The organism is Mesorhizobium wenxiniae (assembly GCF_002284535.1).
GTDB lineage: Bacteria > Pseudomonadota > Alphaproteobacteria > Rhizobiales > Rhizobiaceae > Mesorhizobium > Mesorhizobium wenxiniae.
In genome coordinates this window covers 80,274-101,607 of the sequence record NZ_NPKH01000035.1, presented here as the reverse complement: position 1 = coordinate 101,607, position 21,334 = coordinate 80,274, and the positions used below count along the sequence as shown (strand labels likewise).

Genomic DNA, 21,334 nt, shown 5'->3' with positions numbered 1-21,334 from the left:
GACATAGCTGTGATATTTCGCGTAGTTAGATCGGAAACCGACTCGCAAGTCATAAGATGAGCTCTAGGTGTCATTATCATTCCAACCGTAAGGCCTGCCTGTACGTGCCAATTTCCGCACTTACGTCGGCGAGTTCTTGATAATCGTTTTTCCGCACGAAACTTAAGCTCCCATGGGAGAAGGCGAGGAAATCAATGCACGGGTAGCAACAACGAGCCTGTCTCTCGAGTAATTGTAGAAGCGAGAATCAATTCTGAGTTTCACGTTTGAAGGACGATTCCCAGTGCAGCGTCTGGACCCGGAGGCGTCTAGGAATCCAACAGCAGCATTCAACCAGAACCGAAATTCACCCACGTCGAAATACGCAATGTTCGAGCGTATGGTCTCAGCGGCATGCTTTTCATGGACCCGCGCCAGCTTGCAGATTGTCATTGCCAGCATGATTGGCTGGTCGTTAGCCCGCTCCCACAGGAAGTCGTCGTCTAGAAATGATGCTTCGTCAGCATCCGAAAACTCGAATCCACGAATGTCCCGTACCTCGGCAAGATTTTCATAGGTATGACTGTGGAAATCACCGATGAGCGTCAAGTGTGGTGCCCATCGATCCATCAGTTCGCTCTTCAGGCGGACAGCCTGATCGTTGGGCTTCACGCTGTTCCGTGATCGCTTGGCTGAAATGCTGAGACTCATAAGATCGACATGGAAATGGGTCGTTCCTTTCGAGTCCTCGCGACTGAAGCCCCAAAGATACCCCAGCGTTTCCAGCTTTGTTCGGCGCGGACGACCATCTCCGAGAACATAGGCTTCCAGTGTGGCAAGCGTAATAGTGTGACGAGCTGCATCAGAAAGGGAAATGGTGAACTTCATCGTGCGTTACCTGAAGGTGCCTCCGATTCGTTTCCGATCAACGGCCAGCCACGATCCTCACTGGGGCTTCGCTGGTCCAAATCGCGATATATCCGACCTAGTCGGCCCGAATCCTGACCTTGATCAGGATCTCGCACGCGAAGTCCTGACCAAGAAGCAATCGCTGGTACGTCGGGGGCTTTATCGTTCCCGCCTACGACGGTGTTGCGCCTGTGATACCTGACGGCGAGGAAACCATCGAAGAAACCGCCGACGACCTTCTCGCCAGTGAGACGCTGGACTCCGCTGTCGAGGAGGAGGTCGATGAGAAGGATTCGACTGACCAACCACCGCGGGACAGGTTTCTTCCGTCGTCGATGGGGTTGACGGTGGTTCTTCCGGAAACGGTGAGTCAAGTCACGCTGCGCGCAACATGGGGGAACTATAAGACGGAGCCCCCATTGCCCGATGCGCTCCTCATTCCCGAAGTGTCGGGAAAGGGCAAGCCAAAGCCAGAAAAGCCCGAGAACCTCCGTTGGGTTCGGGTTTCCGGCGAAGCCGCGATCGTCCTCGACGTCACTCGGAACCAGTCCGGGATCCCGCTGCCGGAAAGCGCTGCGCCTCACAGGCCGGGCGGCGGCATCGAAGTCGCCGTTCACACCGTGTGCTCCGTTAAAAGACTCCGAAGGGGCTGAAGAGCGTCTGCGCGTCATCACCGTCTTCTTGGTAAACCGTCGACGGAGCACAAAGGCTCCGTACAAGGACGTGGCCTACGCGTTCCAGACCCGGATCGAGCTCGAATGTGCGGATGGATTTTATCCGCGCAGCGACCTGTCCACCTACCAGTCCGATGATTTCGAACTTAGGCTGGGCGATCTCCATTATCGCGATGTCCGCGAATATGCCGTTGGTCGCAACACATCTGCCGGCTGGCAAGAACGGCGTGACGCGACGAACGATCCGCTCCCCGTGACGCGTGTTTGGACCGATTTCCTTCCGCAGCAGGAGGTGGAGCGTGTCGTCCCGGCAAGGAGCGATGGCGTCGAGTTCGGCATGGAGGCTCTCGCTCGGGCTGCCGTTTCCGGAGCCGAAGCGGTCAGTGCAGCCTTGGATTCACTGCCTGAACTTTACGCCGAGTGGCGGCGGGGTCAGGAAGGAATGATGACAGGGCTTGCGCCGAGACGGCTAAAGACGGGCCAGGCGCTTCTGGAAAAAGTTGACACCGCCGGCAGCAGGATTCGCGATGGGATAGATCTCCTTAAGCGTGATACGGTGGCGCGTGAAGCATTCGGCCTGATGAATACGGCGATGGCGATGGCCAACCGCCGGCGCGAGGCAGTGATCCAGAAGAAGCTGCCGGGCGATGTAGACCCGCCAACATGGCGGCCGTTCCAGCTAGCCTTCGTCCTCCTCAATCTCGTTGGCGTGACCGACCGAAACAGTGGTGAGCGTGAGATCGTCGACCTGCTTTTTTTCCGACCGGCGGCGGCAAGAGCGTATCTTGGACTTGCCGCCTATGCGATTGTGCTGAGGCGGCTCCGCGGATCTGGCGTGCTGGGTGCGGGCATCAGCGTCATCATGCGCTACACGTTACGCCTGCTCACGCCGCTGGTCTCGTCTGCGCGCTCGAATTCCTGCGGACCCATGATGACAATGGCCGGAAGACGCTTGGCGAATGGCCGATCGAGATTGGACTCTGGGTGGGCGGCGCAGCCTCACCGAACAATCCAGCCGCGAAATTCTTCCGACAAGGACGCCGCGACGACCTGGCTGAAGCGGTACCAGAGCAGACCTAAGACGAAATCCCCGGTGCCACTGAAGGCATGTCCGTGGTGTGGTGAGCCCTTCAAGCCAGAGAGCTTCCACTTCACGCCCAACAGGACGGCTCCGCAGAATCTAGTGCTCAAATGCGAGAACGCCGAATGCGACTTCACGCGGGATCGACACCTGCCGGTGCTCGTGGTGGACGAGCCAATTTACCGCCGTCTTCCCGCATTTCTCATCGCCACGGTGGACAAATTTGCCTCCCTTCCATGGATTGGCAAGAGCGGCGCATTCTTTGGACACGTAGACCGGTATGATCCGGACAAGGGGTTCTTCGGCGCGTATGGGCCAGGCGAAGGTCGCCCCTTCGGAAACGGGCATCGGCTCGATCCGCCGGATCTTGTCATCCAGGACGAACTGCACCTGATCTCTGGCCCGCTTGGAACGGTGGCCGCACTCTACGAAACAGCGATCGACCTGCTGTCGTCGCGGCCGGGTCTTCATGGACTCATTCGTCCAAAATCGTCGCTTCGACCGCGACCGTCCGAAGGGCGGAGAAACAGATCGCAGCCTTGTTCGATCGTTCGGAGACGGCCGTATTTCCGCCACCCGGCATCCACCGTACCGACAGCTTCTTCGCCAGGACTGTGCCATCGACACGAGAGCCAGCCCGCCTCTACATCGGTGTGGCGAGTCAGGATCGCGGGCCTAAACTCCTCTTTCTTCGGAGCATGCAGACCCTGCTGGCAGGCGCGCAGGCACTGACTTCCAGCCCGACGCAAGAAGGGGAAGATCCCGCCGATCCGTATCTGACAGTGCTCACGTATTTCAATGCGCTTCGCGAGCTTTGGGGGCGCTCGTCGCATCTCCTCAGAACTCCGCTGCTTCCAGCTGGCGGCTGAAACCCACAGGCGCAGCCAGCTTGGTCGCTAACCGCATCGATCGCCTCATGGTGTCTGCCATGAATCCGTGTTCGTGAAGCGCTCCAGAGCGAAGATGTTGGGCGTCAACCAAGTTCACCAATGAGCTTCACTGCTCGAGTTCTGCACGGTGTCACCGACTGGCGCCGGAGGTTGATCCGGTGATTAGGAGGAGCACTCGTTGTCGGATTCTCGACGATGTCGGACATGTGACACAACGCTTCCAGAGCATCGCATTGTTCCGAAACGATTTTCCCAGTTGGCACGACGGTTGCGATCCTATGCGCAAAAGCCCTGCGATGCCGCACCGACTGGAAGAACTCATCAATGATCACGCTTTTCGAACATGTGGGCGCCGCTACCAACACTGAGCGTTCCCGAGCCGACGGAAGCCTCTATCCCTTCTTTCTGAAGGCTGTCCGGACATGAACGCATTTGATGTCCGTCCAACGCTGGATGCTCCCGACGACGATCCCTATCTCTGGCTTGAAGATGTAGAGGGCGAGCGGGCACTTGCCTGGGCCGCCGGCCAGTCGGCAAAGACCCTGAAGCACTTCGGTGGAACGCAGTTCGAGCGCGACCGGGCGGCTCTGACAGCCATTTTCGACAATTGCGACAACCTTCCCCTGATCGCGCGCCGTGGTCAGTACCTCTACAATTATTGGCGAGATGCCGGAAATCCACGCGGACTGTGGCGCCGGACCACCCTTGCCGCCTACATGAAGGCGGATCCCCAATGGGAGCTACTGCTCGATCTAGATGCTCTCGCGGCTAGCGACGGAGAGGATTGGATCTGGGACGGCGCGTCCGTCGAGCCGGAGAGACGGGAAAGAGCCGTTCTGCGCCTGTCGCGCGGCGGCAGCGACGCGGTCGTGCATCGCGAATTCGACCTGATCTCTCTGAGCTTTGTCGCCGACGGTTTCAATCTCCCCGAGGCCAAAGGCTACGTTAGTTGGCTGGACCCTGACGCGCTTCTGCTTTCCAGTGCGCTTGGTAATGGCATGGCCACCCGCTCCGGCTATGCGCGCACCGTGCGACTGTGGAAGCGTGACGCGGATCCCCTCACCACGCCGGTAATCTTCGAGGCCGGGTTCGAGAGCCTCAAGGTGTCTGGTCATTCGGACCGCACCGGCCGCAGCGAGCGCCTTTGGTTCATCGAGAAGCCGGCCTTCTTCGAGAAGATCAGCTGGATCGGCGACAGGAGCGGGCCGAGGAGGCAGATCGATCTTCCTCGTGACGCGTCGTGGCGGGTCTTCGGCGACTGGCTGGCGGTAAGGCCGCGCAAGCCGTGGACGGTGGGAGGCACCACCCATCCCGCCGACGCGCTGATCGTCATCTCGCTTTGCTCTTTCCTCGCCGGCGGACGCCGTTTTGAGACCCTGTTTCAACCAGGGGAAAGGCGCTCTCTGCAGTCATTCTTCTGGAATGACGGGAAGCTCATTATCTCTTACCTCGTCAATCTCGTACCGCGTTTCGAGATGTTCACTCCCGGCCACCAGGAATGGACGCGCCGAGTCCTGGACACCCTGCCGGCCGAAGGGACTGTCCACGTCTGGTCATTCGATGCGGCAGTTCACGAGACCAATGGAGAGGTCCTGGTCTGTGCTCAGGATCCGATCACGCCGCCGCAGCTCTTGCTATTCGATCTCAATGCCGCGCCGTCTCTCAGCGCTTCAGCAATCCTGAAGCGCAGCCCGGAGAATTTCGATGCATCCGGACTGGTGGTCACGCGCCACGAGGCAGTCTCTATCGATCATGAGCTGATCCCCTACACGCAGGTTGGTCCGGCGAACGGGAACGGAGATGCTCCGGTTCACCTTTCCGCTTATGGCGGGTTCGGCACATCACTCCTGCCCTACTACAACTCCCCGCTGGGCAAGCTGTGGCTCGAGCGCGGCGGCACGTGTGTGGAGGCGAACATCCGCGGCGGCGGCGAGTTCGGCACCCGCTGGCACGATGCCGGGCGCAGGGAGGGCAAGCGTCTCGCCCATGACGATTTCGCCGCCGTTGCCGCCGACCTCGTGCGAAGGGGCGTCACCCTGCCGAGGCGGATTGCCGCTGAGGGCGGCTCAAATGGCGGCCTGCTGATCGCAAACATGCTGACCCGCTATCCTGAGCATTTCGGGGCTCTGTTCTGCACAGTTCCGCTTATCGACATGCGTCGCTACACCAAGCTCTTGGCGGGCGCGAGCTGGATCGACGAATATGGCGATCCGGACAAGGCTCACGATTGGGCTTTCCTGAAGGAAATCTCCGCCTATCACGCCGCGGCGCCGGGACAGCCCTATCCGCCTATCCTGATCGCCACCACGAAACGCGACGACCGCGTCCATCCGGGCCATGCGCGCAAGATGGCCGCAAAACTGCAGGCTCTTGGCTATCCCGCTTACTTCTACGGGGCCAGCGCAGGCGGGCACGGCTACGGCAAGGACAATCGGGAGCAAGCCGCATTCATCAGTCTAGGCACCAATTTTCTCCGCAGCGTAATCGGCTTCAACGATCACCTTCCGGAGATGGCGGTACGCGTTGCAACGCAAGAGGAGCATTTGAGCTCCATCAACAATTCATTCGAGCAGGAGACGAAATAGTGCAGTGCATCCTTTCTGAACATCAAGGAGTGAATATCATGGCGAGAACGCGAATGGGCGTAGCGCGGGCAATAGCAGCGGCGGTGGCCCTAATCATGGTGGGACAGCAGGCCGTCGCCGCGGAGCCTGCGCAAGCAGAGACTGTCCTGGCGGAGACGGGAGCCTCGGTCACCGAAGCGCCAAGCCCTTGGCAGGTCCGCCTGCGAGGGTTGGGCGTCGTTACGAAAGATCTGGGCTACGTTGATACGCTTCCCGGCTCCGGTCTTTCCTATTCGGACACGGTGACGCCGGAACTCGATATCTCGTATTTCTTCACCGACAATATCGCCGCCGAACTCATACTCGGCACCACCCATGCTAACATCGAAGGTCAGGGAACGATCCGCTCGGCGGGCAACATCGGCAAAGTTTGGCTGCTCCCGCCCACGCTGACATTGCAGTACCATTTTACCGATCTCGGCGCGTTCAAGCCTTATATCGGCGCCGGCGTGAACTACACGATCTTCTATAACCAGGACACTGGCAGCGCTGACGCTCTCAAGGTGAAGAACACGTTCGGCACGGCGCTGCAGGTCGGATTCGACTACATGGTGGACCAGCACTGGGGCCTCAACTTCGACGTGAAGAAGCTTTTCCTGAGGCCGGACTTCGACGTCACGGTGGCCGGCGCAAAGCTGACGGGGAAGGCGGAGCTCGATCCCTGGCTGATAGGCGCAGGTGTCACTTACCGCTTTTGAATATCAGAGTGAAGTCTGCTTCCCGACTGCCGGTTTAAAATTAAGGGCGCCTCGCGCGCCCTTTTTTACGGTCGACACTGCAGGGCGAGACCTCATGAAGCCATTGTCGAGAGGGCGGGGCTCTCTTCCGGCGGACCAAGAAGGTGCACTGGCCAGCCTGCCTCGCGCCTGAGATCGAGTGCTTAGAAGCGCTTTGGATCGGGACGGGCTTTGGTATTGTGGGTGGAATGCTTCAGCCAGACTATTTGCCAGCATCGTCTCCCGGACGTCATGTCTGAGCTTCGTGTCAGCGCAAGGCGAACACGCGGCTCCTAGATGCCGACACGATGGCTGGTTCAGCCATGCTGCGACAGTTGCCTGTTTTTTTCAGTTCCTTTGCTGTTCGTGCGCTAACCGCAACGCTCCATACTAGTCTCGCGTGCCTGTCCCCGTGGGGTGGGCGGCAGAAAGCGATTAGGCCCGCTGAAAGAGGCGGACCGCATCCGAAGGACCGTAGCCAAGAGAAGGACCTGAAGCGAGAGCGAAGGTTGCGGGAGGCCGCGGCGGGCCTAAAAGGCAATGCCGACCAACCCCCACGCCCCAGGAAAGGCTGACAAAAACCGCAGCGGCCGACTGTCCAATAGGGTGCGCCGCGCCAGGGCGAGCCAAATGGCAGGGGCTGCCGGGGGGCCCTAAGAAAAGCGTGGGTTCACGAGCACCCGGCGCACGCCATCAGGCCGCCAGCTACTTGGAGGGCGGGTGTATCAGGCCTGTTTGTCGGGCCGAACCAGATCCATGTGGCTGACGCCGAGGGCCAATGCCAGTTCATAGATCGTGATAATTGTCGGATTTCTTCGGCCTTTCTCCAAGCCGCTGATGTATTGCTGACTGAACCCGGAAATCTCCGCAAGCTGCTCCTGCGTCAGACGCTTCCTTTGCCTGATCCTCTGCACATTCCGTCCAACCAACTTGCGCATATCCATGCACGCAAGCCAGCGGATCAGGCGGCTTGAGTTTATCAACTATAATATGTAATCCACATTTAGCAGGCAGAGGGCTTCGCGGGTCCATTGGCCGGAGATAGAATTAGCGATGTTACAGCCCAAATCGAACACGCCGTTTGCCGACGAGGTCCCCTGGTCGGACCGCATTACAGCCTACGACAAGGACCACTTTACGACCTATATGAGGCTCCTGGACGCCTCAGCCGACAACGCCACTGAAGAGGAAATGGCCCATGTGATCCTCGGCATTGATCCGGCACGCGAACCGGAGCGCGCACGGAACGTTCTTCGCAGTCATCTCGACCGTGCAAACTGGGTGGTGACGAGCGGCTACAAGGATTTGTTCGCCAGTTGACGAAATGGGCGGTGCGGTCGCTTCGCTTCAAGCAACGAAGTCGCGTAACCACCATGCATCGACGCATCACCACAGCGCGAATGCGCTCGAAGATGATCGCGAGGACTTCCAGTCGGCGCGGATGGCCCAGCGCTTCGCTGTCTCATCGTTTTGTCCTCCGCTCGCCAATGGCTGCTTCCCAGGAAGCGGTGCGGCGGCGAGTCATGACAGGAACGGGCCCGCCGTCTGAGCCGCACCGCATCCGGAGGACCGGAACGAGGAGAATGACCCGAAGCGAGAGCTAGCTGTGGAGCCTCAGTAGGTTGTCCCGATCTAAGCCGATACGACTGATGGGTGGTTTTGATCCTAGGCTGCCGTTAGGCCTGTGCCAATTGTACCGATGAAGCCAATGCAGCAGTTCGTCCGTGTTGAGAGCTGTTGTAGGCTCGCGCGTAAGCCCATTCGCGCAGGCTGGTCTGGATGAAGCGTTCGGCCTTGCCATTCTTTCAAGTTCAGGACTGCAGTTCGTGCTGACACTCAAGCGCGTATAGAGTTCGAGATCACTCACCCGTTCCATCCGTGGCGCGGCCAGCGCTTCGTGCTGTCGACACGCAAGCAGAACTGGGGCGAGGACCGCGTCATGTTCTACGACGCGGAGGGACGGCTTCGCTCACTGCTTGCGTCATGGACGGACGTCGCCGCACCCGATGTTTTCATTCAGGTCTCGGCGGGTAGGTCGTTCATGCGTCCAGATGACCTGGCAACCCTGGCGGCGTTGATCGAGCAGATCGAGCGCAGCCATGGCGGCTGAATGCGTGTCAGGCAATTTATGCCGCATATGTAAACCTAATTATGCCCCGCATGCAGGCGTTTCCTGTGCGGTCAGGCCTGCGTCAAGGACATCGGCGCCATCGTTTTTCATGGCTTTTGGCAAGGGCTGGCGGTGCTGATCGCGGCTCCTCAGCCTTCCCCGCCGATGCATCGGCGGCCGGAACCACCGCCCACGGCTTCGGCTGCAGTGCACGATCGCTAGCTCGTGCACATGCTCGCCAACATGTGCTGGCAGCAGAGACCCGAGGCAATCATGTCTACTGACATCGCCATGAAGGTTGACGCCGACCATCTGCGGCGTGATGCATTCCTCTACGTGCGTCAGTCCTCTCTTCGTCAGGTGTTCGAGAACACCGAGAGCACCAAGCGGCAATACGCCTTGCGCGATCGCGCAGTGGCGCTGGGCTGGCCGATCGAACGTGTCCACGTCATCGATAGCGACCTGGGCCTCTCCGGCGCGCAGTCGCAGGACCGCGACGGCTTCCAGCACCTGGTGACCGAAGTGGCGATGGGGCATGCAGGGATCGTGCTGGGGCTGGAAGTGTCGCGCCTAACACGCAACAATGCCGACTGGCACCGTCTCCTTGAGCTGGCCGCTCTGTCGCGTACGCTCATCATGGACGAGGACGGCGTCTACGATCCGGCCTATTTCAACGATCGCATGCTGCTCGGGCTGAAGGGCACGATGAGCGAGGCCGAGCTGCACATTCTGAAGTCGCGGCTGCAACGCGGCATTCTCAACAAGGCGCGCCGCGGCGAGCTCGAGATGCCGTTGCCGATCGGGTTGGTCTACACCCCTGACGCGCGGGTCGTGCTCGATCCCGACCGACAGATCCAGGACACGGTGCGGCTCCTGTTCGATACCTTCCGCCAGACCGGCTCAGCCTGCGCCGTCGTGCGCCGTCTGCGCGGCGAGAAGATCTTTGACGCGACACGACCTGCGTCATTGAACGTACAATCGTGGGATCAGATGTCGATTGCGGCTAGACGTTGTAAAGCACACCGACGATTTTCCGGGCGCCAATGACCGTCGGAACCCCATTTGCAGCCTTTCCCACGGAAAGGACCTGTGACGATCCCATCCCGCCTATGCTCTCGAACAGCCTGAAATGGGAAAGATCGCCCGGAAGCGCCGTGCCCACCCGCTTGAAAATGCTGGATCCGTCATCAAGGCAAAGGGCGACGAGCGCATCCTGGTGATGCCCGAGGGTGTCGAGTTGGATGTGGTCTCCTCCGAGGACAACTTGCTTATCAAGAGCGAGCGGCACGGCACTTTCATCGACCACGCGGAAGGCGATTGCGATCCGCTGCAACTCCCTGTTGGCGTCGACTGCCACGGCCTCTTCCGGGCCATGATCGACCCTCACCGTGTGGTCGAAAATGATCCCGACAACTTGGTGAATTGCCGTTTCATCCTCGGGAAGAAAGACGCTTTTTGGATTGCGGATGCGCGGGTCCGGCGTCTCGGCGGTGAGGGCGATTAATCCGCCACCTTTTGCGTTGCGAACTAACCGGCGCGCGTAAACGTCCTTGCCGTGCCGAGCGATCACCAGCCGCCGGTCCGCGCTTAACGTGGGTATGGATTTGACGATAGCGAGGCTGCCAGGGGGTGCCGCAAAACCAAAGTTGGCTCGCCTGAGATAGTATGCAACGCAGCTCTCAAGAACGCAGGGCTCGAGAATTTCCGGCTGGTCCTGGGTTTCCGCACCCGCCCGGTGCCTAGTAAAGGCCGCCAAATCGGGACAGATGACGACCCGCGGTGCAGCGAGCGAGGTGAAGTCGATCGCGGCCGGCGCCGCAAGCTTCTGCTTCGCTGCTGGCAAGTCCCGCCGGCGCCAGCGATAGCATTCTTCACGAATGTCCTCCGCAAGCTTGATCAGATCAGCCAATTGGCCAGCGCATTGCGCGACCTCACCAGCCGTGATGTCTTGGCGACGCCCGTGGTGGGCCTTGTTCATCAAGGCCACCACCGGGGAGTTGTCACCCAGCGCAGGGTGTTCAGCGAACCGCCTGAAAATGTCTGCGCCGAACATCCCGGCCGACCCGGCCCGTACCAAGGGGCGCATTCGCTGCACGAAATCGGCGAGCGTGGGATTCGGTGCCGCCTTGGCCCAGGATGAATGGGCCGGATCGTCGAACATGTCACCAAGCTGCGCCTCGAGGAACACGCGACATCCATCGGCGAAATCGCGTGCGGGCTCTTCTTCATTTGGGTCGGCATCGAAGCGCTTCTTGCGCTCAAGCAGGACGGAATGGGGCACGATCGTCCTGAGACGGGGCTGCAACCGTGTCGCGGGGTGCACGGCAAGATGCTCAACTCCGCCCGGAAGCTGGATTTTGGCAACCCGGCCGCTGAAGCGAGGATCATAAGACGTAACGATCACCTGCGCGCCACCACTCGCCAATTTTCCGAGCGCGGCCGCCAGCCGCTCCCGGTTTTCATCGTCAAGCAGCTCCTGAGGATCGTCAAGCACCAGGGTAGTCAAGCCACCGCGCTCCTTCAGCACGTGCTGCCAGAAGGCGAAAAAGAACGCGACCAAACTCGCTCGCAGGGCCGACGCGTTCGTGACATGTTGGGCTGGGGCCGCGACGCCTCCTGTTTGGACTACGAGGTCCAATTCCCCTTTGCGGCCCATACCGGTATCGACGAGTTGGTGAGCCGTATCGGGAAATGCGCCGAGATAGATGAGATCACGCCAAGCGGCGGCATCCGTTCGAAGAATTTTGCGAAGCTGGTCGACTTGCTGGTCAGCCAGCGTCCCCAAATCGGCTAGTTGACCGAGCGCCGTGCTTGCCGTCGCGTAGTTGCCAAGCCGGGCTTCAGCCGCCCGGCGCGTCGCCAAGTGCTTTGAAAGCCGCGCACACTGGGTCAACGCGTCCGAGATCGGCTCGGCTGCTTTGACGATGCTTTGGAGTTCCAACAGCTTCCCCGTGAGGGTCAGTTTCTCTGTATGCTCCCCTTCCTTGGGCTTGCGCCCGAGCACGCGGGTCAGGACATCCTTTGCCAAGGCATCGTTGTTTTGGCGCCAATGGGCAAAGCGGATTGCTCGGTTAAGGCGCTCCAAGGCTAGTTGAAGGTCGCTACACCCTGCTGGCAACGAGATGGCAAGGGGATCATCCAACTCCGCGCGGTTCTGGAATACGGCATCGAGGCTTAAGGCCGTTGGGGATTTCAATTCGCCAAGAATGCCTGCGAACGGTGCGAACGAAAAAGCCTCGTCGACAAGCGCTTTTCGCAGAAGGTCGCACGGATGCGACGGCAAGTCGGCGACCAACTCAGTGCGAAGCGCCTCGGGTAACGAGCGCAACAGATCGCCATGGGCATTTGCCGCCCAATGGGCCAGGGTTTGCGACAAGAGGTCAGCATCGGAGGCAGACCCGGCTAGGTGCTGTTTGACCGGTTGGCCCGTAACAGGGTCAGCGGCATGGGAATGATCGCCACCACAGACGACGCACCGGTTTTGGTCGCGTGCTGGGTCCGGATGATCGGCCATCCAGGCCTTGATCCGTGCATACAAGCGCGTGCGCGCTGCGCTCGATGGATTTTGCGCCAGCTCCTGCAGGGTGCGTGCTTCCGTCAGAATGGCATTTAGCCTGTTTTCGGCGTCGCCAAGCTCGTCCGGCGTCAGTTTGCGGAGGTCGGCGAGCCGTGCGATCGACTTCAACGTTTGAGGCTGGCTGACACGCTCGAGCGCCCGACTGATATTCTCTTCGAGGTCCGAACGCAGTTTTGCATCGGCGGGGTCAAAACGCCCGCCAAGGATCTCTTTCGCGGACTCAAACGCGCATGCCTTTGCGTCATCGAAGTTCGTCTTGATGGTCTTAAGCTTTTCCTCAATGGCCTTGTCGTCCGACGGGATTGGCACCGGCGTCGGCGGCTCCAGCATAGCATGCGTCCGCAAGATCTTTTCGAGGTCGCCTTTGGCAATGTTGTAATCGGCGTCCGCCTTATCGCGTTCGCCGCGCTTGGCCTTGATGAGATCTTTGTCGATTTTGGTTTTCGCGCGACGCGAATGTGCAGCAAGGTCCACGAGCGCTGACAACCCTGTAAGCTCGGACACTGCGCGTCCGAGTTCCGACTCAGATCCCAACTGAATGAGCGGGAGTAAGCCCGGCATCACGGTGCCGATGCGAAGTGCGATGGGATCGACCCCGAGCGGGGTTAGATCTGGCGGCAACTCCTTCAGCTTGCCCTGAAGCGAGCGCGTCATGCTGCGGCGGATGGGGGGAAGCTTCACGCCGCCATCTTCAACGAAGGTCAGTTCAACCCAGGTATCAGCTGGAACCCAGTCCTTGTCGGGTCGGTACTGATCCAAGAATGGCATTGGTGTCAGTGACGACAATTTGTGCGTTGTTCGCTCGTCCTCCGCATTGCCTATCCAGCAATCGAAGTCCTCCGGGCTTTCAGGTTCGCGCTGGGGCCGAAGCATCTGACCTGTGAGCGTCCAGATGACGGCATTGAGTAGCGAGGTCTTGCCGGATCCGTTCCGCCCTTCGAAGAGCGTGATTGGGCACGAGAACTCGTGGACATAATTCTCCGGGGCCGCATCCGGTGTCCCAAACTTATGCAGGCCGGCGAACCGGTGGGCCTCCACCCTCTTCAGCCGAAGTCGCCTGTTGTTCGCGTTCGCGGGCCGCGAGGGCAAGGCCTTTACAGCAGGTGGCGGTTGGGAAATCGCGTCTACGAGTTCTTCCGCATGCGGAGAGCGGACATCAGCGGTCCAAGCCGCAGGGCCACGATTTTGGTACCATCCCAAGGCGCTACGCGTTGCAGCATCAGGCAGAGAAAAGGTGTGCCCGCCCTCAATGAGAACTGGCGTGCCTACGATTAAATCGGCAACTAACGAGTCAATGGTGTGCAAATGCAGCGCACGAGCATTCGATCTATCCATGTTTTCGTCTGTCCATTGTTGTGCCCGAGACATCGTTCACCAAAGGCAGCACGCTCTGCATCGGCCGCACCGCGAAGTCATCAGCAGCTCTTCTTTTGAATAGGTCTGGGGACGATCTACCCCACATGCTTGTTGAGATATCCGTCTTCGCATCCATCTTTAATCATTGATGCCGTGCATGGACACCAGACTAATCTTTGCACACTCACCCCTTACAACCTCTCGTAAGGACCAGTGCCAAAGCTGTCCGGCGAACCCTTCCGTCGATCACCGGCAGTTTTCCGGGACATTCGCCTCAGCAATCTGGCTGCTTTAAGTGATTTCCCAGTCTGCGTCCTTGTAGGCCAATGGCTCGCACGGTGACATATAGCAGCCCCGGTGGACCGGGTTGCTCGAATAATCGCACCATCGTCGCAGGAACTCGGCGTTTTCGCGCCGTCTGCGCATAAGTCCCGCAATTGGCTGTTGTGAGGTGGTAAATCGCCGCTTTACGGTCGCGCGGGGGGAGCTGCCGAGGTGCATCGTTGCGTCGAGGGGTGCGTGACCGCGCATTATTGGGGGACCGCGAAGCTCGGTCGTTAAATTCGCCGTGCTCCCATCCGTTCATGTGAAGCCGTTCGCCAAACATCAGAAGCCAAACATCAGAAGATGGATGATTGCCGCCCTCCCCCAGACGGCATCGCAATGTGCCAAGATCGTGGTGTTCAACGCCACGAAAAGGAGAGAACGGCAAATGAAGGGTACTATGATCGGGGTGGATCTGGCAAAGAACGTTTTCCAACTTCACGGCGCGACAATGACGGGGCATCTCAGTTTCCGTAAGAAGCTGACGAGGTCACGGTTCCGGCAGTTCATGGCAAGCCAGCCGCCTGCCGTGGTTGTGATGGAAGCAGGCGGCAGCGCGAGCTACTGGGCCCGAGAATGGTCAAATTTGGCCACCAGTGAAGCTGATCGCACCTCAATATGTGCGGCCCTTTGTCAAACGGTAGAAAAACGATGCTGCCGATGCTGAAGTAATCGTCGTTGCACCACAGCGCCCGGAGATGCGTTTTGTACAGCCGAAGTCGGAAGATCAGCAGGCATGCGCTGTGTTGTTCCGAGCTCGGGAGCGCCTCCTCCATCAGCGCATCGTGCTTGTGAATGCTTGCGTTCGGTACTGTACGAATATGGCCACGTCATCCGAAAGGGATCGCCCACATCAAGCGGATTGAAAGTCTCCTTGAGGAGCCGAACAGTGACCTGCCAGCCCTGGTGCGCGAGAAATGCTTTGATCTGCTCGAACAGATTGCTGAAAAGACGGCCCGGATCGAGGTCAAAATGGCAAAGGCCAAAGCCCTTTTCCCTGGCGACTGATACAGCGCGGCGAATCCAGACAATGTCTGGTGTCGGGCCCCAGACTGCGTTGGCGATCAGCGGCTTTGCTCCGCCGATGGAGAGCTTCAAACGCGGGCGAGACTTTGCGGCCTGGCTTGGGCTCGTGCCGAGTCAATACACCTCTTGTCAAACGGCATCCAAAGTTGACCCCGCTCGGCATCCAATTTTGACCCCCTGATGTAGAGCGCTGCGGTGAGCGCCCGACCGGGTGGAACTGGTCTGGGTGGTGCAGCCCGGTCGGGCGCGGCTGATTGGGCTCTGGCGGCTTTAGCTTTTGAGAGCGGTTCTTGAAGCGCCAGGATTCGTTGCCGGTCTCGATGATCTCGCAGTGATGGGTGAGCCGGTCGAGCAAGGCGGTCGTCATCTTGGCGTCGCCGAAGACGGCCGGCCATTCACCGAAGGCGAGGTTCGTGGTGACGATGATCGAGGTCCGTTCGTAGAGCCGGCTGATGAGGTGGAAGAGCAGTTGGCCGCCGGCCTGGGCGAAGGGGAGATACCCGAGCTCGTCGAGCACTGCGAAGTCGAGCCGGGTCAGGTAGTCGGCGATGTGCCCCTGCTTGCCGGCGCGATGCTCGGTCTCGAGCCGGTTGACCAGGTCGACGACGTTGAAGAAGCGCCCGCGAGCTCCGTTACCGATGAGCGCCCGGGCAATCGCGATGGCGAGATGCGATTTGCCGGTTCCGGTGCCGCCGATGAGAACAGCGTTGCGCTGGTCCGCGACGAAGGCGCCGGTGGCGAGATCGCGGACCAGGGCCTCGTTGACCGGCGTGTCGGCGAAGTCGAAGTCGTCGATGTCCTTGGCGAGCGGCAGCTTGGCGACGGTGAGCTGGTATTTGATCGAACGGGCCTGCTTCTCGGTGATCTCGGCCGACAGCAGGTCGCCGACGATCCTGGGCGGCTCGTGCTGACGCTTTATGGCGGTGGCCATGATCTCGTCATAGGCGCTGCGCATGCCAGAGAGCTTCAGCGTCCCCATCAGGTCCAGTATCTCGGTGCGTTCCATCAGCTTGCCCTCCTGAGGCTGTCGTAGCGGGCGCAGTCGGCCTGCGGCTCATGGCGCAGACGCAGCGCGTCGGATGTGAGGATGGTCACGGCCGGTGCCGGATCACGCCGGCGGGCCACGATATTGAGGATGACGGCCGACGAGCAGACGTTCTCGGCGAGCGCCTGCTGGCAGGCGGACTCGACGGCGTCGAGACCATCGGACAGCACCGCCGTCAGGATCGCTACCATCTGCCGATCGCCGTCATCGGCAGCCTTCAGCCTGCGCCGCACCCGCTCCATCGCCGGCGGCAGCTCCCAGCCCTGGAATGGCGCGCCGTTGCGCAAGGCGCCGGGCTTACGAGCCAGCACGGGAACGTAGTGCCATGGGTCGTAGAGCGTCTGCCCGCGGCCGAACGAGCGGACATGCTCGCCCACAATCACCCCGTCCTGACGGATGACGATGCGGTCGGCATAGGCCTGGATCTCGACCGGGCGGCCGACGGCGGTCGACAGCACCGAGTATTTGTTGTTGTCGAAGCGCACGGTGCAGGTCTTCGACACCGAGGCGGGAACCGTGTGGAAGCCATCGAAGGGGCTACGATACTCGACCAGTCTGCCGCGCTCTTCCTCGAACACATCCCAGATCGTGCGCTCGGGCTGGTCGACATGGCGGTGAGCCTTGGCCCAGGCGACGCATTTGTCGAGCAGCCAGGCGTTCATCTCCTCGTAGCTCCTGAAGCGCAGGCGGGGCGTGAAGAAGCGTGCATGTACCGTGCCAAGGCAAAAAGCATTTGAAACGCCCGATAGTCAGCTTCCCTTACGTTGCGTACTCGACATTGTCGGCTATCGGACAATGCCGAACGTGCATCGGCATCGACCGACGCCTGAACCAGAGCGCACCCGCAGGACGCTTCGCAGCCGTGTCGACCTGGCGAGCTGATGCGACCAAGTACTAGTTCCGAACTGTTCGACGGCTGACGCACAGGGCGGACGGTTACTTTTCAAGTGAGGAGATCTCTGTATCCGCCATTCATAAGGGCGCGGCCACGAGAGACGGCGCGGCGAATGCGGTCGCGCAGATGGTCGCGAGGATCCCTCCAGTCGGCATCGACGCGGCGTTGACCAATCAGCGCTTCGGCGAGCTCGCGATGTGAGGCCCCGGCAAGCGATCCGTCGAGCGCACGAAGAACGAAGTTTAGACGGGGACCGCGTTTTTCCCGCGGAAACAAGCGGGCAGGCAGACGTTGACCCACACTTAGAGCATTGAGGCACTCGAGCGCCCTCAGGCGGTGCCTCAAAAGCTTCGCGGGCCAGATCGCCTCGGTTCGGAGACAGACAGGGTGCAAGATATCCGCGCCAGAGACGGCGAGCTGGAGCGTATGCTCAGCATTGCGAAGAAGAACATGTTGGCCCTTGTCGGGCGCCAGCAGGACCGTCGCACGACATGGCAATGCCAAGAGTTGGTACGGCGTTGTCTCCGACGATGCTGGCAGATGTTCTGCAATGACTGGCAACACATGGACGCACCAGAGCGGAGACCAGAAAACGATCGAATTTCGCCCATAAGACTCGGCGAAACAGAACACCCCAGCGTGACAGGTCGCCGGCCGACGCGACCACGTCAAGCAAGGGTTGGTAAGACCAGCTATTGGCCTGCTGGCAGCCGTCACATCACGCTGGAATGCTGGATTGCGGCGCAAAAACTCCCAAGCCCATTCGCGCGGCGTCATACCAGTGGTGTAGTCGTATGATCTTTCATCCCGCCAATCAGCCTCGACCGCGCCAGTCACGAGAACTGCAGGCATGACTGTGCCCCCCTGCCCGCCCCCACGAACGTCGAAACGTCATGCCTCCTGGCAAAGCACCGGCGCCGGAGCCACCAGACCTCGATGGAGGCATTTCGTCGAAGCGTGCGCCATTGGCACCTTGGAGGGCAGAAGGCGCGCGCAAACAGCCAGAACACCGTCGAACCCGCGCAGCGACAGCCAGCGCGGCCTGAGCACGCCAAGGGTATTCGTTTCGTATCGGTGATCGGCTCCTGCGTCCAGTTCAGGGCGTTCCTTGGAGACGTAGTGGCGTGGCGGTGGATTGCACGATGCTTGTGGGCAAGTTGTCGTGGCGCGGGCTATAAGGTCAGTCATCTGGGTCTCCTCGGGGGAAAAGTTTCGCCATTGGAGGCCAAGTTCCGCGCTATGGCAGGCTGTATAGTTGTACAGGTTAAGCCGTAGTTCAGTGGGCGCAAACGCGGCGACGCAGTGCAACCGCTTCTTTGGATGGTGCTCACGCAGGGCTTTTTGCGAGGGGTATGGAGATGGAGCGCGGCCGGGCCCCACTGGCGCCTGCTGCAGCCCATTGTTCCAAGCAGACTTGCCCCGCACTGCCCATTGTTTGCGGGCATGCCAATGCGCGGCGTCAGCAAGACATCGCCGGCCATGGCCGTCTGGCCGAGATACTACGCCGAGCCCGAGCTCCCCCTCTCCTGAACCCTCATAGAGCATATCGACTGCGGCCCGACATCAGCTCAAGTTGCCATAGGGACCAGTCGCATGCGATCGCATGGTGTCTGCCATGAATCCGTATGCGTGAAGCGCTCCAGAGCGAAGATGTTGGGCGTCAACCAAGTTCACCAATGAGCTTCACTGCTCGAGTTCTGCATGGTGTCACCGACTGGCGCCGGAGGTTCATCCGGTGATTAGGAGGAGCACTCGGTGTCGGATTCTCGACGATGTCGGACATGTGACACAACGCTTCCAGAACGATCGCATTGTTCATTAACGTTTTTCCCAGTTGCCACGACGATTGCAGTCCTATGCGCAAAAGCACTGCGACGCCGCACCGGGAAGAACTCATCCATGAACACGCTTTTTGGACATGCGGGCGCCCCCGCAAACACCGGACAATCCCGAGCAAACGGAAGCCATTCGACTTTCATTCCTCAGGTCGTCCGGACATGACCGAATTCGATTTCCGCCCTACAATGAATGCACCCGACGATGACCCCCATCTCTGGTTTGAAGATGTAGAACGCGAACGTGCACTTGCGTGGACCGCCAGCCAGTCGGCAAAGACCCTGAAGCATTTCGGTGGAACGCAGTTCGAGCGCGACCGGGCGGCGCTTACAGTGATGTTCGACCGTTTCGACAGGATTCCCCTGATCGCGCGCCGCGGTCAATACCTTTACAATTTCTGGCGAGATGCGGGAAATCCGCGCGGGTGAAGCGCAGCCCGGAGAATTTCGATGCATCTGGACTGGTGGTCACGCGCCACGAGGCAGTCTCTATCGATCATGAGCTGATCCCCTATACGCAGGTTGGTCCGGCGAACGGGAACGGAGATGCTCCGGTTCACCTTTCCGCTTATGGCGGGTTCGGCATATCGCTCCTTCCCTACTACAACTCCCCGCTGGGCAAGCTGTGGCTGGAGCGCGGCGGCACGTGTGTGGAGGCGAACATCCGCGGCGGCGGCGAGTTCGGCACCCGCTGGCACGATGCCGGGCGCAGGGAGGGCAAGCGTCTCGCCCATGACGATTTCGCCGCCGTTGCCGCCGACCTCGTGCGAAGGGGCATCACCCTGCCGAGGCGGATTGCCGCCGAGGGCGGCTCAAATGGCGGCCTGCTGATCGCCAACATGCTGACCCGCTATCCTGAGCATTTCGGGGCTCTGTTCTGCACAATTCCGCTTATCGACATGCGTCGCTACACCAAGCTCTTGGCGGGCGCGAGCTGGATCGACGAATATGGCGATCCGGACAAGGCTGACGATTGGGCTTTCCTGAAGGAAATCTCCGCCTATCACGCCGCGGCGCCGGGACAGCCCTATCCGCCTATCCTGATCGCCACCACGAAACGCGACGACCGCGTCCATCCGGGCCATGCGCGCAAGATGGCCGCAAAACTGCAGGCCCTTGGCTATCCCGCTTACTTCTACGAGGCCAGCGCAGGCGGGCACGGCTACGGCAAGGACAATCGGGAGCAAGCCGCATTCATCAGTCTGGGCACCAATTTTCTTCGCAGCGCGATCGGCTGGCACGCCGATAGCCTTCATAAAAGACCGGGAGCTCGACAAGGGCGAACTTCGGATGAGTGAGTACAGGTCGAGTACTGCGGCAAGGGTGCAAATAATGCGAGCACGGTTTGCGCAAATGCGCGCCCGCACGCTGTCGATCTCAATCAATACTGCAGGACTATAGCAGTCTACCATTTTCTGAAGAGCAAGGAGCAATATCATGGTAACAAGTAAATCAACGTGGCGCGGGGAGTAGTAGCGGCCGTCGTCCTGATGCTGCTGGCACAGCAGGCTGTCGCGACGAGCCATCCACAAGCCCCTGCGCCTCCCGCCTCCCCCGTCCCGTCGCCCTTCCCCGTGCCCGTCTACGACACCAATCTAAGAGCCAAGCTCTTGGCAGATCCGCCTGCGCGGCTCCGCTACGTCCGGAGGCTCAATAGAATCTCGCACGGATCAGCGCCAAGCACCGCAGTTACGTCGAGAAACTCGATGATGTCGAGACGCCGCTCTCCACCCTCATACTTCGCCACGAAGGATTGCGGCCGACCAAGTTTCTCAGCCACCTGCGCCTGGGTCAGGCCTTTGGCCTTGCGCAGCGATATCAGCTGGGCCAGAAACCGCTGGTGGCGGGGAGTTCGAAGCGATTTGGGCATGTAGGTGAACCGGTCAAGTAAAGACCGGCTCAGCGACTAATCCCGGTTCCGGATTATCCCATTTTGGGATATGCTTCCTTGAATCCAGCGATCAACATGCGAGGTTCGCGGCAGACATGAATCAATCAACGGGAACCGACGGGACTCAAAGCTCAACACTGCGCGACGAAGCCCCCTGGTCGGAGAGCCTCACGAGCTATGACAGGCAGCATTTTAAGGTCTATCTGAGGATTATCGACGCCTCCGCCGACGATGCCAGCGAAGAGGAGATGGCGCTGCTCGTCCTCGGCATCGATCCGGTGCGAGAACCTGACCGTGCCCGAAAGGCGGTTCGCAGCCATCTCGATCGGGCGAATTGGATGGTTACGACCGGATACAAGGAACTGTTCACGCGTTGACGGTCCCCAGGGTGACCCTTCCGAC

General features: G+C 60.1%; 14 protein-coding genes and 6 pseudogenes. 11 read left to right on the top strand and 9 right to left on the bottom strand.

Going from position 1 to position 21,334, the window contains the following annotated elements; genetic code table 11:
• Nucleotides 1-162: 162 nt before the first annotated feature.
• Nucleotides 163-867 carry a hypothetical protein gene (locus tag CIT31_RS27815; protein ID WP_133116216.1) on the bottom strand — a complete coding sequence of 235 codons (705 nt, stop codon included), beginning with the start codon at nucleotides 865-867 and terminating at the stop codon, nucleotides 163-165.
• A gap of 212 nt (nucleotides 868-1,079) precedes the next feature.
• On the opposite strand from CIT31_RS27815, the gene CIT31_RS27810 reads away from it, so the two are divergent.
• The 4 genes from CIT31_RS27810 (at nucleotide 1,080) to CIT31_RS27795 (ending at nucleotide 6,855) form a co-directional block, all read left to right on the top strand.
• The gene (locus CIT31_RS27810) at nucleotides 1,080-1,541 is read left to right on the top strand and encodes a hypothetical protein (RefSeq protein WP_095521223.1); all 462 of its coding nucleotides are present in this window, start codon (nucleotides 1,080-1,082) and stop codon (nucleotides 1,539-1,541) included.
• Between the two features lie 70 nt (nucleotides 1,542-1,611).
• Entirely contained in the window at nucleotides 1,612-3,375 is a 1,764-nt protein-coding gene (locus tag CIT31_RS27805; protein WP_091597893.1) for a hypothetical protein, read from the top strand.
• Nucleotides 3,376-3,955: 580 nt separating this feature from the next.
• Nucleotides 3,956-6,118, top strand: a complete 2,163-nt coding sequence (locus tag CIT31_RS27800) for a prolyl oligopeptidase family serine peptidase (protein ID WP_095521222.1) — start codon at nucleotides 3,956-3,958, stop codon at nucleotides 6,116-6,118.
• Nucleotides 6,119-6,156: 38 nt separating this feature from the next.
• The gene (locus CIT31_RS27795) at nucleotides 6,157-6,855 is read left to right on the top strand and encodes an OmpW/AlkL family protein (protein ID WP_095521221.1); all 699 of its coding nucleotides are present in this window, start codon (nucleotides 6,157-6,159) and stop codon (nucleotides 6,853-6,855) included.
• Between the two features lie 743 nt (nucleotides 6,856-7,598).
• Here CIT31_RS27795 and CIT31_RS27790 read toward each other — a convergent pair.
• Entirely contained in the window at nucleotides 7,599-7,817 is a 219-nt protein-coding gene (locus CIT31_RS27790; RefSeq protein ID WP_029354714.1) for a helix-turn-helix transcriptional regulator, read from the bottom strand.
• A 109-nt stretch (nucleotides 7,818-7,926) separates the two neighbouring features.
• On the opposite strand from CIT31_RS27790, the gene CIT31_RS27785 reads away from it, so the two are divergent.
• Entirely contained in the window at nucleotides 7,927-8,193 is a 267-nt protein-coding gene (locus CIT31_RS27785) for a DNA -binding domain-containing protein (protein ID WP_029354712.1), read from the top strand.
• A 280-nt stretch (nucleotides 8,194-8,473) separates the two neighbouring features.
• On the opposite strand, the pseudogene CIT31_RS27775 reads toward CIT31_RS27785, so the two are convergent.
• Nucleotides 8,474-8,675: pseudogene (locus tag CIT31_RS27775) on the bottom strand (integrase core domain-containing protein); the annotation flags it as partial.
• 95 nt (nucleotides 8,676-8,770) lie between these two features.
• On the opposite strand from CIT31_RS27775, the gene CIT31_RS27770 reads away from it, so the two are divergent.
• Nucleotides 8,771-8,983, top strand: coding sequence for a DUF5372 family protein (locus tag CIT31_RS27770; protein ID WP_236372016.1), 213 nt, complete (start codon nucleotides 8,771-8,773; stop codon nucleotides 8,981-8,983).
• A gap of 273 nt (nucleotides 8,984-9,256) precedes the next feature.
• Nucleotides 9,257-9,925 (top strand): annotated as a pseudogene (locus CIT31_RS27760) (recombinase family protein); the annotation flags it as partial.
• 61 nt (nucleotides 9,926-9,986) lie between these two features.
• Here CIT31_RS27760 and CIT31_RS27755 read toward each other — a convergent pair.
• Nucleotides 9,987-13,895: an AAA family ATPase gene (locus tag CIT31_RS27755; protein ID WP_165778577.1), complete on the bottom strand. Its 3,909-nt coding sequence runs from the start codon at nucleotides 13,893-13,895 to the stop codon at nucleotides 9,987-9,989.
• Nucleotides 13,896-14,628: 733 nt separating this feature from the next.
• On the opposite strand from CIT31_RS27755, the pseudogene CIT31_RS36170 reads away from it, so the two are divergent.
• Nucleotides 14,629-15,393 (top strand): annotated as a pseudogene (locus tag CIT31_RS36170) (IS110 family RNA-guided transposase); the annotation flags it as partial.
• Between the two features lie 153 nt (nucleotides 15,394-15,546).
• Here the strand turns inward: CIT31_RS36170 and istB are convergent.
• The 4 genes and pseudogenes from istB to CIT31_RS33925 all read right to left on the bottom strand — a co-directional run.
• A pseudogene (gene istB / locus CIT31_RS27740) lies at nucleotides 15,547-16,272 on the bottom strand (IS21-like element helper ATPase IstB); the annotation flags it as partial.
• A pseudogene (locus CIT31_RS27735) lies at nucleotides 16,205-17,033 on the bottom strand (Mu transposase domain-containing protein); the annotation flags it as partial. The pseudogenes istB and CIT31_RS27735, both read right to left, overlap by 68 nt.
• Nucleotides 17,034-17,254: 221 nt before the next feature.
• Nucleotides 17,255-18,058, bottom strand: a complete 804-nt coding sequence (locus tag CIT31_RS35430; protein ID WP_245316489.1) for a DUF2285 domain-containing protein — start codon at nucleotides 18,056-18,058, stop codon at nucleotides 17,255-17,257.
• Nucleotides 18,059-18,097: 39 nt separating this feature from the next.
• Nucleotides 18,098-18,394, bottom strand: a complete 297-nt coding sequence (locus CIT31_RS33925; RefSeq protein WP_133116215.1) for a hypothetical protein — start codon at nucleotides 18,392-18,394, stop codon at nucleotides 18,098-18,100.
• A gap of 809 nt (nucleotides 18,395-19,203) precedes the next feature.
• Here CIT31_RS33925 and CIT31_RS34465 point away from each other — a divergent pair.
• Both CIT31_RS34465 and CIT31_RS27725 read left to right on the top strand, forming a co-directional pair.
• The gene (locus tag CIT31_RS34465; protein WP_165778576.1) at nucleotides 19,204-19,470 is read left to right on the top strand and encodes a S9 family peptidase; all 267 of its coding nucleotides are present in this window, start codon (nucleotides 19,204-19,206) and stop codon (nucleotides 19,468-19,470) included.
• Nucleotides 19,470-20,339 (top strand): annotated as a pseudogene (locus tag CIT31_RS27725) (prolyl oligopeptidase family serine peptidase); the annotation flags it as partial. The gene CIT31_RS34465 and the pseudogene CIT31_RS27725, both read left to right, overlap by 1 nt.
• 338 nt (nucleotides 20,340-20,677) lie before the next feature.
• On the opposite strand, the gene CIT31_RS27720 reads toward CIT31_RS27725, so the two are convergent.
• Nucleotides 20,678-20,911: a helix-turn-helix domain-containing protein gene (locus tag CIT31_RS27720; RefSeq protein WP_095521216.1), complete on the bottom strand. Its 234-nt coding sequence runs from the start codon at nucleotides 20,909-20,911 to the stop codon at nucleotides 20,678-20,680.
• A 116-nt stretch (nucleotides 20,912-21,027) separates the two neighbouring features.
• Between CIT31_RS27720 and CIT31_RS27715 the strand changes: the two genes are divergently transcribed.
• The gene (locus CIT31_RS27715; protein ID WP_095521215.1) at nucleotides 21,028-21,309 is read left to right on the top strand and encodes a DNA -binding domain-containing protein; all 282 of its coding nucleotides are present in this window, start codon (nucleotides 21,028-21,030) and stop codon (nucleotides 21,307-21,309) included.
• Nucleotides 21,310-21,334: the final 25 nt, after the last annotated feature.

What these genes read in the sequence shown, in the direction of transcription:
- CIT31_RS27815 (WP_133116216.1), bottom strand. Translation starts at nt 867, where the DNA reads ATGAAGTTCACCATTTCCCTTTCTGATGCAGCTCGTCACACTATTACG.
- CIT31_RS27800 (WP_095521222.1), top strand. Translation starts at nt 3,956, where the DNA reads ATGAACGCATTTGATGTCCGTCCAACGCTGGATGCTCCCGACGACGAT.
- CIT31_RS27795 (WP_095521221.1), top strand. Translation starts at nt 6,157, where the DNA reads ATGGCGAGAACGCGAATGGGCGTAGCGCGGGCAATAGCAGCGGCGGTG.
- CIT31_RS27790 (WP_029354714.1), bottom strand. Translation starts at nt 7,817, where the DNA reads ATGGATATGCGCAAGTTGGTTGGACGGAATGTGCAGAGGATCAGGCAA.
- CIT31_RS27785 (WP_029354712.1), top strand. Translation starts at nt 7,927, where the DNA reads ATGTTACAGCCCAAATCGAACACGCCGTTTGCCGACGAGGTCCCCTGG.
- CIT31_RS27755 (WP_165778577.1), bottom strand. Translation starts at nt 13,895, where the DNA reads ATGGATAGATCGAATGCTCGTGCGCTGCATTTGCACACCATTGACTCG.
- CIT31_RS35430 (WP_245316489.1), bottom strand. Translation starts at nt 18,058, where the DNA reads ATGCCTGCAGTTCTCGTGACTGGCGCGGTCGAGGCTGATTGGCGGGAT.
- CIT31_RS33925 (WP_133116215.1), bottom strand. Translation starts at nt 18,394, where the DNA reads ATGACTGACCTTATAGCCCGCGCCACGACAACTTGCCCACAAGCATCG.
- CIT31_RS34465 (WP_165778576.1), top strand. Translation starts at nt 19,204, where the DNA reads ATGACCGAATTCGATTTCCGCCCTACAATGAATGCACCCGACGATGAC.
- CIT31_RS27720 (WP_095521216.1), bottom strand. Translation starts at nt 20,911, where the DNA reads ATGCCCAAATCGCTTCGAACTCCCCGCCACCAGCGGTTTCTGGCCCAG.
- CIT31_RS27715 (WP_095521215.1), top strand. Translation starts at nt 21,028, where the DNA reads ATGAATCAATCAACGGGAACCGACGGGACTCAAAGCTCAACACTGCGC.